Origin of the sequence: Vibrio sp. SCSIO 43097, assembly GCF_023650755.1 — a bacterium.
Classification (GTDB): Bacteria; Pseudomonadota; Gammaproteobacteria; order Enterobacterales; family Vibrionaceae; genus Vibrio; species Vibrio alginolyticus.
The window spans coordinates 1,103,691-1,117,924 of sequence record NZ_CP071840.1; the positions used below are offsets into that span (position 1 = coordinate 1,103,691).

Sequence of the window (14,234 nt, forward strand, 5' to 3'; positions counted from 1 at the left end):
AGAATGAAAAATTAATCACAAGAATAGCCGATACCCAGAAGGCTGCGTACTAATCCTGGTCAAAAATTGTTCTAATTCCATATAAAGAAATAGTGATGAACCCTTCCATCACTATGATGCGATCCGTGCAGATAGATATCTCGGAGTTGCTTAAATTGTAAATAACAGCAACAATGAGATTGAGGGTCTGCAAAGGATAGCGATAATAAGCAATGATAACAAAAAAAATTTGAAAGAATATTAACTTTCATCAATTTTTTGTACCTTCAGTTGAAATGTTCAACTATTTTTTAGTGAGAGAGCGGTATGAGTAATAAAGTCGGATTGATCCATAGCCTGAAAGATGGCCAGAATTACATGGAGATCTGGCCGGTTCGTAAAGAGCTAAGCGCCATATTTCCGGAACAGCGTATCATTAAGGCGACTCGCTTTGGCATTAAAGTCATGCCGGCCGTTGCTGCGATCAGCGTACTCACTCAAATGGCATTCAACAATTACCACGCGTTACCTCAATCCATTGTTGTCGCCTTGTTTGCGATTAGCTTGCCACTTCAAGGCATTTGGTGGCTTGGTGCTCGATCCAACACGAAATTGCCGCCTTCTTTGGCCTCTTGGTATCGGGAGTTGCATCAAAAAATTGTGGAAACAGGTTTTGCATTAGAGCCTGTCAAAGCTCGCCCTCGTTACAAAGAGCTTGCGATAATATTGAACCGAGCGTTTCGCCAGCTCGATAAATCGTCATTAGAGCGTTGGTTCTAATTTAAATTGTTTGAAATGGAGTGTGCACTGGCCGCTCCATTTTTGATCCTGCCTCTATTACCTACTTTGACGGTCGTTGATGAAGCGAGCGAAGCTTTGTTTACCAAAGATTCTTTCCGGATGAAGAAGTCCCCCCGATCACAAATGTTGCTTTAGTGTTAAATCTTTCTTTTCTTTACTAAGACTTAGTAGTAATAATAAAAACAAGATGCGCAAGAAGTGCACAGTTATATGAACACAACAATACCGCCTTCAAACATTTGAATTCACGAGTCGATACACATATTGAAAGCTCGTGAAACAAGGACGAAGTCACATCAAGGAGTTATGATGAAAACGAAACGTTTATTAGCCACTGCCGTTCTATCAGCTACTGCTATTTTCTCTTCTACCAATGTACTGGCCGCCACTGCAACTGTCGCAGTTTCACAGATTGTCGAACACCCGGCGTTAGACGCGACGCGCCAAGGGTTACTTGATGGTTTGAAAGCGAAAGGCTACGAAGAAGGCAAAAATCTAGAATTTGATTATAAGACCGCACAGGGTAATCCAGCGATTGCGGTGCAAATTGCCCGTCAGTACGTCGGCGAAAATCCTGATGTGTTAGTTGGCATCGCGACACCTTCGGCACAAGCTTTGGTGTCGGCTACTCGCTCTATTCCTGTTGTCTTTACTGCGGTAACAGATCCGGTTGGTGCGAAATTGGTTAAGTCGATGGAACAACCAGGTAAAAACGTAACTGGCCTGTCTGATCTTTCACCCGTTGCTCAGCATGTCGATCTCATCCAAGAAATTCTTCCTCAGGTGAAAAGCATCGGGGTTGTATTTAATCCCGGTGAAGCTAATGCCGTGACTTTAGTTGAATTATTAAAAGAAAGCGCAAAAGCAAAAGGCATACAAGTGGTTGAAGCGACCGCACTAAAAAGCGCTGATGTTCAGTCTGCGACTCAAGCGATTGCAGCGAAATCAGACATTCTTTACGCCCCAACAGACAATACAGTTGCAAGTGCGATTGAAGGGATGATTGTGGCAGCGAATCAAGCGAAGAAACCTGTATTTGGTGGCGCGACGTCGTATGTCGAAAAGGGTGCAATTGCAGGCTTAGGTTTTGACTACTACCAGGTTGGTGTACAAACCGCGGATTATGTGGCGGCGATTCTTGATGGTCAAGAACCAGGCAAGCTGGATGTAAAAGTCGCGACGGGTTCTGACCTTGTAATTAATGAAAGCGCAGCATCTAAGCTCGGTATCAAGCTGCCAAGTTCTGTGGTTGAACGTGCGACAAGCATGCAATAAGTAACGTTCTTTTGGGGTAAAGACCGTCACGCTGGTTGGTAGAGGCTTGCCCCAAAATTGATACTCGCCAGACTTCTCGTGTAAAGCATTCTGCTAGAGAAGAAGGGGAGTATACGTTAGAAGTCTTACGTTCAGGTTGGTATTAGCCAGCCTGAGCATGCAGAAAGGAGCAGTTATGTCTGCATTTGCTTTTTTTGGTGCACTCGAAATTGGCTTGATTTATGGCCTAGTCGCTCTGGGTGTGTATCTTACGTTCCGTGTTCTCGACTTCCCCGATTTGAGTGTGGATGGCAGCTTTCCAATGGGAGCTGCGGTGGCTGCAACGGCGATTGTCGCAGGTATTAATCCTTGGCTTGCGACGATAATGGCGATGATAGCTGGTAGTATGACGGGGTGGGTAACCGCTTTTCTGGCTGTTCGGTGTGGTATTTTACACCTGTTAGCTTCCATTCTTACCATGATCGCTGCATTTTCAATTAATATTCGTATTATGGGCAAACCTAATATGGCGTTGCTTGGAGAGGATACGATTCTCACTCCGTTTGAAGCATTGGGCGATGCGATGTTTATTCGCCCTCTGGTTGTTGGGGTCTTAGTTCTTCTTTCCGCTTTCTTTGTCATTCGCCTGCTGAACAGCGACTTTGGTCTTGGTTTACGAGCCACGGGTGTGAATGCGCGTATGGTTTCTGCGCAAGGGGCGAGCACTGGCTTTTATACCTACTTTGGCTTGGCTTTATCTAACGGTTTTGTCGGATTCGCAGGCGCGTTGTTTGCACAAACGAACAGCTTTGCAGATGTGACCTCTGGCGTGGGCACCATTGTGGTTGGTTTGGCTGCTGTGATTTTGGGCCAGACCCTCATTCCGGGGCGAAAAATTTGGGTTGCGGTATTTGCTGTCATCATCGGTTCGGTACTTTATCGCCTTGCAGTGGCTTTCGCTTTGAGCTCTGGCATGTTTGGTTTACAAGCTTCAGACCTCAACCTGGTTACCGCAGTATTGGTGGCTGTGGCGCTTATTGCTCCAAAGCTAAAACAGAGCATGAGAGCGAAACAACGCGTTACTGATGCTAAACAAGCGGCATCAAAAAATGGTTCTGGGGAGGCATTATGATCGAACTAAATAATATTCAGGTCACGTTCAACCCTGGGACGATTTTGGAAAATCGTGCATTGAAAGGCGTCTCTTTAGAGGTTCCAGAGCATCAATTTCTTACCGTGATTGGTTCTAATGGCGCAGGAAAATCGACGTTGCTTGGTGCGGTGACAGGTGAGACGCCGATGATAGGTGGTCAGGTGATCATTGATGGCAAAGACGTCACCAAGCAGACGGTTGCCCAACGTGCAACGCAATGCGCCCGAGTGTTTCAAGATCCATTGGCCGGGACTTGTGGTGAACTGACGATAGAAGAGAACATGGCTCTCGCGCACATGCGTGGTAAAAAACGCAGCTGGGGGTTGGCGCTCTCTACCAAACGTCGCAAGCTGTTCCAAGAGCGAATTAGCATCCTCGGTCTTGGTTTAGAAGACCGCTTGGGCGATAGCATTGGGTTGCTGTCTGGTGGACAACGACAAGCCGTTAGCCTTGTGATGGCGACGTTATCGGAGAGTAAGTTGTTGTTGCTTGATGAACACACGGCTGCGCTTGATCCTCGTATGGCGGCGTTTGTTATCGACTTAACTAAACGTATTGTCGATGAGTTCGATTTAACCGTGATGATGGTGACGCATTCGATGAAAGACGCATTAGCATGTGGCGATAGGACCGTAATGCTTCACCAAGGTGAAATTGTGCTTGATGTGGCTGGAGAGCAGCGCGCTAACATGCAAGTACCAGACTTGTTGGATATGTTCTCCAAAGTGCGTGGTGAAGAGCTGGCAGATGACAGTCTTTTGTTGAACTAAGCGGTATCCGACAAGTCACTACGCCTACTAAGTGTGATCCTCCTTGGGAAAATTGGCTGATATGTCAACTCGCAGGGAGGATTTCTTGTCTCTAATTCTTCAATAACATAGTGGCATATCCGATGACGAGGAGTGCCCATAATGAACCTGCCATTTATTTTTCATAGTCAAACTATTGATGGTTTAGCTTTTAATGACGAGCAAGTTACAGTCAGACTGAAAACCGAGACATTGGATTTTGATTCCGTCTATGTGCGTATTGAGCCGGACAATGAAGAATATCTGGTCGATATGGCTCAAGTAGGAACAGCTGGTGAATTATTACTATGGGAGGCATCGTTTCGACCAAATCAAGATCGAGATGTCACACATTATGTGTTTAAGCTCCTCAAAGACGGACAACAATACTGGCTCGATGCACGAGGCGTACAAAAGCGTATTCCACCCAAAGAGTTCCACTTTAAGTTGAATGTAGAGCATCAACCACCAAGCTGGGTCCAAGAGCAAGTTTTCTATCAAATCTTTCCTGACCGTTTTTCTGCTAGTAAAAGTGAGTCTGATATTCGCCACGCTTATGCTCAGTATGATTCTGCATCGATCGTCAAGGCGTGGGGAGATGCGGTAGGCTCTCACCAAAATACCGGGGCACGTGAATTCTTTGGCGGCGACCTCAAAGGTGTGGAGCAAAAGTTGGACTATCTTGAACAGCTCGGCGTTACTGCGCTTTATTTTAATCCGATCTTTTCTTCACCAAGTAATCATAAATACGACACCACTGATTACTTCACTGTTGACCCTATGTTCGGCACCAACGATCAGTTTGCTGAACTGTGTGAGAAAATCCGTGGTAAGAATATGAAGATTGTCTTAGACGCGGTGTTTAACCACACGTCAGTGCATCATCCTTGGTTTGATATCCAACAAAAAGGAGAAGGAGCGTATGGCAATCCGCAGTCAAAGTTCCGTGATTACTACTTTTTCGAAGGCGAAACCAATCACTACATTGGTTGGAAAGGCATTGGTAACTTACCGGTTCTGAACTTTGAAAATGAACAGGTGCGCGACTACATCTACCAAAGTGAAGATTCTGTCATCAAGTATTGGCTGAAGCCACCGTACTTGGTTGATGGCTGGCGGTTTGATGTAATCCATATGCTTGGCGAAGGAGACGGCGCGAAAAACAATGCTCATTATGTGGCAGCGTTTCGTCATGCAACTAAGTCAGTAAACCCGAATGCTTATGTGTTAGGTGAGCACTTTTTTGAAGCAACGCAGTGGTTGCAAGGTGATCAAGAGGATGGGGCGATGAACTACTACGGTTTTGCTCATCCAGTCCGAGCTTTTATCGCACGACAAGATATTATGTACGATCCAATCAACATTGATGGTTTGGAGTTTAAAGCATGGTTGGACGAAGCCAGAGCAAAAATCCCATTTTCTAATCAGCTATCGCAGCTAAATCAACTCGATAGTCACGATACTGCTCGGTTTATCACATTGGTTGATGGTGATAAGCGTAAAATGAACATCGCGCTAGCAATGCTTATGACTTACGTTGGCACGCCTTGTATTTACTATGGGAGTGAAGTCGGTCTAGAAGGAGGGCTAGACCCGGATAATCGTCGTTGTTTTCCTTGGAATGAAATTGAAAGTTCACAATGGCTATCGCTTTACCAACAATGGATCAAGATCCGTAAACAATGTAAGCCTTTAGAGTCGGGCTGTATTCAATGGCTTCATTGCACTAACAACCAGTTGGCGTACGCACGTGTACTGGGTCGTGAAGCAGTCGTTGTAATGGTTAATCTCAGTGGTAATGAATGTTCAATCGATTTACCTATGTGGCAACTGGGCTTGGAGGTTAGCCAAGTTATATCGTTGTTAGATGACACAGAACAGGTTGATTATAAAGGTCATATCTCTGTCAATATGTCGGCACAGAGCTGCAAATTATGGCGACTAAAGTGACACCACACTCTATATTGATTAAACTCCTTTAATATATAAACGGTCTCAAACAGCGCGCACACATTTGTTTGGTCTCTTGTTATCTGGTGCTGCATTGCATGCGTCACCAGATAACGAGTATCAATTTAATAGCAGTCATAAGAGACTATTGACCTTTCATATGCATGGTACTCAATGGTAAACCAAAGGCGATTTAGCCTCTCATTTGTCATCTTTTTTCCTCTGGCGTTATTTGTAGTGGTTTTACTCGTGACAACGAAAAATTACTATGATGCGGTTAACCGCTATATCGATTCTGAGTATTCGCGTATCGAGCGTGCAATGTCTCGCGGTATCAAAGTGCTCACGGCTTTAGATTACAGCTTCACCAACTATACCAATTACGCTAACCCACTGTTTGAAGAACATAATTCTTTAGTCAAAGAAGGGCTTTGTTATCTTTGGCCTATAGATGTGTTATTACTCGAAAGTGTTTACAGTGAAGGGTTACCTGCGGTTGACCTTGATTATATGATCGTAGGGGACGAAAGCTTATGCCAGCAAGGTTCAACGATTAACCAGTTAGCTGAACAAAAGGCGGGTTTTGCGCCGTCCTTGTCATTTCTGCACGATATTGAATCGCACATTGTTGGAATCCATTACATTGACAAGCGCGGTTACGTTATCTCCTCACCCGATACCTACGCAAAAAATTTCACGAGAGAGCTTTTGTCAACGCTAAAAGCCCGACCTTTTTGGCAAAAAACCGCGCAAGATAAAGTGAACATTACCTTGGCTGGACCAGGGCCTGTGTTGGACTCGATGGAAGGTCAAGTCATTAGTATGACGGTACCCGTCTATGAGAAAGGAGAACATCAAGGTGTTTTATCTATTGATTTTGACATCAATACGCTTATGGCTTCGTCGCTAGGTCTTGTAGGTCAGTTTCATTTGGTTTCCAATTTACAATCCATTCCTTCAAACAGTACACGAATCAAACCAGTCGAATTAGAGCGATTGAGTGCGAATCACAGCATGTACTACGAGTACAACCTTTGGGATGAAGCTAAGAACCTAGCGGTTTTTGAAAAATACAGCCTTATTGTCGCACTATTTATTTACGTGTTGAGTACCGTCGTCTTGTTCTATGTGAATATGCATAGCGAGCGACGCTACTTTAAAGAACTGGCAGCAAGAGACCCAATGACCAGCTTATTGAATCGTCGAGGTATGCAAACCGTGTGGCGTAATAAGATGACAAAAAAACAGGTTGCTTTAGCAGTGTTCGATATTGATAACTTCAAGAAGATCAACGACACCTATGGTCATGATGTCGGTGATTCTGCAATTCAGCTTGTTGCAAAATGTATACGTGAAAATATTCGCCATACCGATGTTGCCTCAAGGTTTGGTGGCGAAGAGTTCGTTTTAGCGATTTATGACGAAGATTCAGAGGGCATTAAACTCATTTTAGACAGAGTAAAAAAGGCCATAGATGAGCGCTCGACACGCGTAACGAAAGAAGGCTTTACGATCTCTGGCGGTGTGGTGTTTAGTAAAGAGAGCCGAGTAGAAAACTTTGATGAATTGTTTAAAGCGGCGGATGAAAAGTTATATCAAGCCAAAAGTACCGGCAAAAATAAGATCTGTTACTAGGATTTAGGTACAAAAAAGGACGAGATATTCGTCCTTTTTTGTGTTCGGGAGTTATGCAACCTGAGAGTTTAAGTCATCGCGGTAGCGTTGAATATGCTCAACAATTGGTGCGGCTTTGTTGAACGTTCTGATTTCTTTAAATAGGTCTTTTGCTTCAGGATAAGCCTGACGTAAGTAAGAGAACCATTGTTTTACGCGGTTTGGGTAATACAAGCCTTTATCGCCTTTCATCTCAAACTTGGAGTAATAGATGAGCAACTCAACCACCTCGGGCCATGACATTGGCTGGTGGTTATGTTTTACCATATTGCCTAAGTTAGGGATATTGAAAGCGCCTCGGCACACCATCAAAGAGTTAACGCCAGTCGTTTCAATGCAACGTTGACCGTCTTCATAATTCCAAATTTCGCCATTCGCAATCAGTGGGATATCAAAACGTTCGCGAATTTGGTTGATGTAATCCCATTTTATCTCAGAAGCTTTATAACCACCTTGTTTAGTACGTGCGTGTACGGTCAGTTCATTTGCGCCAGCAGACTGAATGGCATCGACAATTTCAAAGCAATCTTCAGGGTTCTCCCAGCCAAGACGAATTTTTGCAGTTACGGGAATGGCTTCTGGAACGGCTTCTCGACAAGCTTTAACCACACGGTGAATGAGCTCTGGATGTTGGAGTAGCGCTGCTCCACCTTTACTTTTGTTGACCATTTTGGCTGGGCAACCAAAGTTTATATCAATACCTCTGGCGCCAAGATTTGCCGCTTTAATTGCGTTCTCAGCCATCCAGTTTGGTTCTTGTCCCAACAATTGCACATGTACTGGCACACCAGATGCAGTCTGAGAACCTTGCAACAGCTCCGGGCATAAACGGTGAAATACATGATCGGGTAATAGCTGGTCGATTACGCGAACAAACTCCGTAACACACAGGTCATAGTCGTTTATCTCGGTCAGGATTTGGCGCATCAAATGATCTAAAACGCCTTCCATTGGGCCTAGTACAACTCGCATAGCTTGCCTAATACAGTTTGGTGGTAAAAAGGAGGGCGATTGTAGCGATGTAAGTTAAGTTTGTCATTAAAAGAGTCGAAGCGCCCAATGCAGTCAAACACACAACGTTAGGTTACGTGCTTTTGAGCTCTGAGGTATAATGCCGCCAAATTTATGGGAAACCAGATGTCATGCAATACACATTGATTGAAAAAGGTGAAGTTCACGTCGATGAATCTTGCCTATTTATCGAAGGCGCAGTGTTAGCTGCGAATCTGACGACAAAACCACTCGCTCCTGAAAAGTGGTTAGAGCCGCTATTAGGTGAGGGATTCAAAGCGATTCAACCAGCTGTGGAAGAGCAAATTCACAAGCAGCATAACCGAATTCAACGAAACGAATATTCCGTGCTAGAGCTAACAGGCAAAGATCCCGAACAACTTGCTGATTTTGCCGAAGGCTTTATGTCTGTTTGGCCAATGATTGAAGAACAGTGGCAGGACGTTGAGCTCAATGATGGATTACAGCGTATGCTGCAAGCATTACTGACCACTTTGATGCTGGCTATCGATGAGCCAGCAACGCAGCAACAGATGCGCGACGCAGGTATTGAAACGCCACCGGCCCTGACAGATTTAGTCGACCAGCTTGATTTAATGGTCGGTGAAGTCGCGCTGGGCGCGGATGAGTTGATGGTAGGCAATAAAGCTCAAAGCCTAAACCCATTCAAAGGTATCGGGCGCAATGATCCCTGTCCTTGTGAGAGCGGAAAAAAATTCAAGCAGTGCTGTGGTCAATCACGCGGCTAAAGCGAATCGCCGCGCTATCCACTTAACAAAAAGCCGACCAGATGGTCGGCTTTTTGTTAATTTTTACGCGTCAGTAGGATTAACGAATTGGATTAACGCGTTTTGCAGGGAAGAATTGTGCAATTACAATTAATGCCAAAGCGATTAAATTGCCTGCAAAAATTACGACTAACCATTGTGGCATTGATAAATCAAGGAACTGCCACACAACCTTAGAGCAATCACCATATGCTTCAAACATCCAAGGAACCCACTGATTGAGCGGAGCCCAGCTAGGGAATGTGACGAATAAATCGCAAGTCGCGAATGGTGATGGATTAAACTGGTAGTCAACGTGCTGCATCGCAAGTAACAAACCCTTGTAAGCACTTAATCCCCAGCCTATCAAACCTAGCCAGCGGAAAATTGGGTTCTTGGGTGCCAATATACCAACCATTGCAGCGACGCCCACTCCCATCATCGCGACTCTTTCATAAATACACATGACACATGGTGCAAGCATCATGACGTGCTGAAAATAGAGGGCACATGCTTCAAAGAAAACGACGAATAGCAGAAGCAGTAGCCACGATAAACGTCCCTTTGAAAACTGGTTAAGTGAATTTAAAATAGTCACGTTTTTGTTCCTGTCTGAAATAGAAAAAGCTCTGAATACTCAGAGCTTTTTATCGTGGATAAGTTTCCTAATCAACTCAAATTTTAGTGACCACCGGATACTACGGGAGTCAGATCACCACTATGAGGTAAAATCCAACCAGCTTCGTAGAAAGAAGCGGTTGCAGGCTCTAGGAAGAACATGATTCCCATCAGACCGACAATCGCAAGAACGACGGTGTAAGGCAGCGCCATGATAACCATTCGACCGTAAGACAGGCGAATTAATGGAGCGAGAGCCGATGTGAGTAAGAATAGGAATGCCGCTTGACCGTTTGGCGTTGCAACAGAAGGCAGGTTAGTACCAGTATTGATTGCCACCGCCAGTAAGTCGAACTGATCACGAGTAATGAGGCCTTCAATGAGTGCAGTTTTTACTTCATTGATGTAAACCGTACCAACGAACACGTTATCCGACACCATAGATAATAAGCCATTCGCCACATAGAACAGAGCTAGCTGAGTACCTTTATCTTCAACGGCAAGCACCGCATCAATGACTGGTTTAAACAGCTCTTGGTCAATGATTACAGCAACGATCGAGAAAAATACTGCAAGCAGTGCAGTGAAGGGCAGGGCCTCTTCAAACGCTTTCCCCATGGAGTGCTCTTCAATGACACCAGTAAATGCGGTCGCTAAAATGATCACAGAAAGGCCAATTAAGCCGACAGCCGCTAAGTGCAAAGCGAGTGCAACGATCAACCAAACCGCAATAAGACCTTGAACCCAGAGTTTTGCGACATCTTGATTTGTTCGCGTTTTACGCTCTTCACGGTCAAAATCGACGAGGATCTGACGAACGTTATTAGGAAGCTTCGCGCCATAGCCAAACACTTTAAGCTTTTCAACTAAAGCACAAGTGATGAGACCACAGAAAAATACAGGGAGTGTCACTGGAGACATACGGATTAGGAATTCACCAAATAACCAACCCGCTTGGTCTGCAATAATTAAGTTTTGAGGTTCACCAACCATCGTGGTTACACCACCTAGGGCAGTACCTACACCAGCATGCATCAACAAAGAGCGCAAAAACGCACGATAGTTTTCTAAGTCATCACGCGTTAGTTCAGTGATCGTGTCATCTTGTGTATGGTCATGGTCACCTATAGGGTTACCAGACGCCACTTTGTGATAGATAGAATAAAAGCCGATCGCCACGCTGATAACAACGGCGATAACCGTCAAGGCATCCAAAAATGCAGACAAAAATGCAGCAGCAAAGCAGAACGCGAGTGATAGTAGGGTTTTAGAGCGAATGCCAAGTAAAATTTTGGTAAAAATGAACAGCAATAGCTGCTTCATGAAGTAGATGCCCGCAACCATAAATACCAGAAGTAGCAGTACTTCGATATTTGCTACTAATTCGTGCTTAACTTGCGCAGGGCTAGTCATGCCGATAGCAATGGCTTCAATAGCAAGTAAACCGCCAGGTTGTAATGGGTAGCATTTTAATGCCATTGCTAGCGTGAAAATAAATTCAGCGACCAACAACCATCCAGCTACAAATGGGTTTATTAGGAAGAATACAATCGGGTTAATTATTAAGAAGGCTATAATGGCAACTTTGTACCAATCAGGCGCTTTACCAAGGAAGTTCTTGATAAAAGCGTTTCCGAGCGATATCGGCATGATAATTCTCTTTATAACAAAATTATGAATAGACACTACAATAGTGCTTAAGTATCTGTTTGTTAGACTTATTAACTAGTCTTTAAAAACAATAACTTAGTAAAACAACAATCCTTTTTTTATTGTAGTCTTGCCAAGTTACTTCCCCTGAACTCAAGCACCGCTCACTTTCGACCGCAAACTCTACACTCAGGCATTTATTAGTCAATAACAAAACGTGATGCTACCGACTAAAATGACTTTTTAAATGTAATAACGCGATCAAAACGGCGTTACTATACCATGAAAGTCTTAAAAAAATCCTCTTGGATTTTAAATGACGGTCAGTGACGAGAAAAGGCAAATTAAGAAAGAATATTAACTGTGATATACAAAGTAATTTTTCATATTTTGAATATAAAAATGTGACACGGTTGTCTTTATTTCTCCGAGATTTGTGAGCTGTTTAATTAAATGAAAATTCATATTTTACTGCTTTCGCTCGCATGTTAGAGCCTCTTAAATTGACACAACATATAGAGTATTAACTCTATGTTATGGAGTCATTTCCACTATTGATCGTAAATTTTCTCAAACCGCTAAGTAGTGGTATGATGAGTAGTATCGACCCTCAGAAATCAATATTGGATAAAAAGTAGAATGGTCATAAAGGCGAAAAGCCCTGCGGGATTCGCAGAAAAATATATTATCGAGAGCATTTGGAACGGCCGTTTTCCTCCAGGCTCAATTTTACCTGCTGAGCGCGAGCTGTCCGAACTGATTGGTGTTACTCGAACGACTTTAAGAGAGGTTCTTCAACGACTAGCCCGTGACGGATGGTTAACTATCCAGCACGGCAAACCTACGAAAGTTAACCAATTTATGGAGACCTCTGGCCTGCATATTTTGGATACTTTAATGACGCTAGACGTTGATAATGCGACAAACATTGTAGAAGATCTGCTTGCGGCACGTACCAACATCAGTCCTATCTTTATGCGCTATGCATTTAAAGCGAACAAAGAGAGCTCTGAGCGTACAATTAAGAACGTAATCGAATCTTGTGAAGCTTTAATGAATGCGGCTTCCTGGGACGAATTCATCGCTTCTTCGCCGTATGCTGAAAAAGTTCTGCAGAATGTTAAAGAAGATAACGAGAAAGATGAAGCGAAGCGTCAAGAAATCTTGATTGCTAAAACGTTCAACTTTTACGATTATATGCTTTTCCAGCGCCTAGCATTCCATTCAGGAAATCAAATTTACGGTTTGATCTTTAATGGTTTGAAGAAGCTCTACGATCGTGTCGGTAGCTACTACTTCTCAAATCCAGCTTCTCGTGAGCTAGCTCTGAAGTTTTACCATCAATTGCTCGAAACTTGTGAAAGTGGCCAGCGTGAGCAACTACCAGTAGTGATTCGTCACTATGGTATGGAAAGTGCGTTGATCTGGAACGAAATGAAAAAGCAATTACCAACGAACTTCACGGAAGACGACAGCTAAGCGCTGACAAGTTGGATAAACGAAAACCGCAGTGCCTTAGGCCTGCGGTTTTTTTGTTTTTATTTATAAGTCGGCGACGAACCAAGCACCAATAATAAGGTATGGAACGTTTATCCTGCTAGTGAGAGTCTGGGTAACGGTAGATATAATGACTCTACGACATCTGAAAGGACATGGTCGTAAGTATTGAAGATGGTCAATGACAAGTCCGATGTGACGCCATAAAGCTCTGCTTCTGTTAAGTCGACATGACTCCCTGTCACGTATTCATTTAGCGTCTGTATTGAGCGCGTGGAAGCAGGAGAGGTAATGCTAAGTGGAGCGATAACCGCTAGTTGGTTTAGCTTACGCATCATGACCGATGCATAATTTTTGAAACGCTCATTTCCGCCTTGCTCTCCTAAATCTTGAATGCTGATTCGTAACTGAGTCAGGGTCTCCAAGCTATCCATAATGTTTTGCCAGTTCATGTGATACTCATTATGTAAGTCATCTCTTTGTTCAACCGCTAGCCATGCGATGGTTACTTCATCCATCAAAAACAAGCAATGACGAATTAACTTACCATGCTCCATCTGGTTTCTTGCAACACTATGGTCATTCCATTGTTCAAGTAGTTTCCCTACTTTAATCTGTAATACGCGATACATGGGTTTGTTTTCAAACCGTGATGTTTCGACTAAAAGATGCAGCTTGTTAGTCAGAGCATCATGAAGAGCGTCCAATTTTTGTTGATCGTTTTGTTGGAATTGAAGCGAGTAGTGAGTAGCAGCTCGGTGGTGTCTCAGAAGGTGAACAACATCTCGCAACAATGTTAACAGCTGATATTTGCGCGCATGTTGCTGCTCTCGTTTAGAAGATAAGTGATATATTCCGGCTAAAATAGCGATGGACAATAGTGTGGAAATCAAAACAAACATAACCAACTCCTTGTTAGTGTTTGGACCTAACAAGGAAGACTGCAGTTTTGATGCCAAACAAAAACTCAATTTAAACAATTGGTTATATTGAATGTTCTTTTTGAATGGTCGTTGTTGGTGCATGGATTCACCAAATTTGTGAATATGTTTGATTATTCGGTGTCGATGCTTGGTGTACGCGTTATTCTTT

12 protein-coding genes are annotated in these 14,234 nt (G+C 43.6%); 8 read left to right on the forward strand and 4 right to left on the reverse strand.

Annotation, left to right across the window (positions count from 1 at the left end):
- Nucleotides 1-306: 306 nt before the first annotated feature.
- From yfbV to J4N40_RS05270, 6 genes are all read left to right on the forward strand, one after another.
- Complete coding sequence (gene yfbV, locus J4N40_RS05245; RefSeq protein ID WP_005380809.1) at nucleotides 307-759, forward strand: terminus macrodomain insulation protein YfbV; 453 nt, start codon at nucleotides 307-309, stop codon at nucleotides 757-759.
- A 330-nt stretch (nucleotides 760-1,089) separates the two neighbouring features.
- Complete coding sequence (locus tag J4N40_RS05250) at nucleotides 1,090-2,055, forward strand: ABC transporter substrate-binding protein (protein ID WP_017633858.1); 966 nt, start codon at nucleotides 1,090-1,092, stop codon at nucleotides 2,053-2,055.
- A 175-nt stretch (nucleotides 2,056-2,230) separates the two neighbouring features.
- Nucleotides 2,231-3,166, forward strand: coding sequence for an ABC transporter permease (locus tag J4N40_RS05255; RefSeq protein WP_012841584.1), 936 nt, complete (start codon nucleotides 2,231-2,233; stop codon nucleotides 3,164-3,166).
- Nucleotides 3,163-3,957, forward strand: coding sequence for an ABC transporter ATP-binding protein (locus J4N40_RS05260; RefSeq protein WP_005387275.1), 795 nt, complete (start codon nucleotides 3,163-3,165; stop codon nucleotides 3,955-3,957). Before J4N40_RS05255 ends, J4N40_RS05260 begins: the two co-directional genes overlap by 4 nt.
- 141 nt (nucleotides 3,958-4,098) lie before the next feature.
- On the forward strand, nucleotides 4,099-5,925 hold the full coding sequence (malZ, locus tag J4N40_RS05265; protein WP_222712461.1) for a maltodextrin glucosidase: 1,827 nt from the start codon (nucleotides 4,099-4,101) through the stop codon (nucleotides 5,923-5,925).
- Nucleotides 5,926-6,099: 174 nt separating this feature from the next.
- Nucleotides 6,100-7,560: a sensor domain-containing diguanylate cyclase gene (locus J4N40_RS05270; protein ID WP_005380815.1), complete on the forward strand. Its 1,461-nt coding sequence runs from the start codon at nucleotides 6,100-6,102 to the stop codon at nucleotides 7,558-7,560.
- A 51-nt stretch (nucleotides 7,561-7,611) separates the two neighbouring features.
- On the opposite strand, the gene dusC is transcribed toward J4N40_RS05270, so the two are convergent.
- A complete protein-coding gene (gene dusC / locus J4N40_RS05275; RefSeq protein ID WP_213972421.1) occupies nucleotides 7,612-8,571 on the reverse strand; it encodes a tRNA dihydrouridine(16) synthase DusC in 960 nt (319 codons plus the stop codon).
- A gap of 170 nt (nucleotides 8,572-8,741) precedes the next feature.
- Here dusC and J4N40_RS05280 point away from each other — a divergent pair, with 170 nt between their 5' ends.
- The gene (locus J4N40_RS05280; RefSeq protein ID WP_017633855.1) at nucleotides 8,742-9,359 is read left to right on the forward strand and encodes a YecA family protein; all 618 of its coding nucleotides are present in this window, start codon (nucleotides 8,742-8,744) and stop codon (nucleotides 9,357-9,359) included.
- Between the two features lie 79 nt (nucleotides 9,360-9,438).
- Here J4N40_RS05280 and dsbB read toward each other — a convergent pair whose 3' ends face one another.
- Together dsbB and nhaB are read right to left on the reverse strand one after the other, a co-directional pair.
- Nucleotides 9,439-9,975, reverse strand: a complete 537-nt coding sequence (gene dsbB, locus J4N40_RS05285) for a disulfide bond formation protein DsbB (protein WP_017821379.1) — start codon at nucleotides 9,973-9,975, stop codon at nucleotides 9,439-9,441.
- 83 nt (nucleotides 9,976-10,058) lie between these two features.
- Nucleotides 10,059-11,645 carry a Na(+)/H(+) antiporter NhaB gene (gene nhaB / locus J4N40_RS05290; RefSeq protein ID WP_005380822.1) on the reverse strand — a complete coding sequence of 529 codons (1,587 nt, stop codon included), beginning with the start codon at nucleotides 11,643-11,645 and terminating at the stop codon, nucleotides 10,059-10,061.
- A 639-nt stretch (nucleotides 11,646-12,284) separates the two neighbouring features.
- Between nhaB and fadR the strand changes: the two genes are divergently transcribed.
- Nucleotides 12,285-13,124 (forward strand): fatty acid metabolism transcriptional regulator FadR, encoded by an 840-nt coding sequence (gene fadR / locus J4N40_RS05295; protein ID WP_005380824.1) that lies wholly within the window; start codon nucleotides 12,285-12,287, stop codon nucleotides 13,122-13,124.
- Nucleotides 13,125-13,234: 110 nt separating this feature from the next.
- Here fadR and J4N40_RS05300 read toward each other — a convergent pair whose 3' ends face one another.
- Nucleotides 13,235-14,044: a hypothetical protein gene (locus J4N40_RS05300; protein WP_017821380.1), complete on the reverse strand. Its 810-nt coding sequence runs from the start codon at nucleotides 14,042-14,044 to the stop codon at nucleotides 13,235-13,237.
- Nucleotides 14,045-14,234: the final 190 nt, after the last annotated feature.

Coding starts and splice junctions, on each gene's coding strand:
- yfbV (WP_005380809.1), top strand. CDS start 307: ATGAGTAATAAAGTCGGATTGATCCATAGCCTGAAAGATGGCCAGAAT.
- J4N40_RS05250 (WP_017633858.1), top strand. CDS start 1,090: ATGAAAACGAAACGTTTATTAGCCACTGCCGTTCTATCAGCTACTGCT.
- J4N40_RS05255 (WP_012841584.1), top strand. CDS start 2,231: ATGTCTGCATTTGCTTTTTTTGGTGCACTCGAAATTGGCTTGATTTAT.
- J4N40_RS05260 (WP_005387275.1), top strand. CDS start 3,163: ATGATCGAACTAAATAATATTCAGGTCACGTTCAACCCTGGGACGATT.
- malZ (WP_222712461.1), top strand. CDS start 4,099: ATGAACCTGCCATTTATTTTTCATAGTCAAACTATTGATGGTTTAGCT.
- J4N40_RS05270 (WP_005380815.1), top strand. CDS start 6,100: ATGGTAAACCAAAGGCGATTTAGCCTCTCATTTGTCATCTTTTTTCCT.
- dusC (WP_213972421.1), bottom strand. CDS start 8,571: ATGCGAGTTGTACTAGGCCCAATGGAAGGCGTTTTAGATCATTTGATG.
- J4N40_RS05280 (WP_017633855.1), top strand. CDS start 8,742: ATGCAATACACATTGATTGAAAAAGGTGAAGTTCACGTCGATGAATCT.
- nhaB (WP_005380822.1), bottom strand. CDS start 11,645: ATGCCGATATCGCTCGGAAACGCTTTTATCAAGAACTTCCTTGGTAAA.
- fadR (WP_005380824.1), top strand. CDS start 12,285: ATGGTCATAAAGGCGAAAAGCCCTGCGGGATTCGCAGAAAAATATATT.
- J4N40_RS05300 (WP_017821380.1), bottom strand. CDS start 14,044: ATGTTTGTTTTGATTTCCACACTATTGTCCATCGCTATTTTAGCCGGA.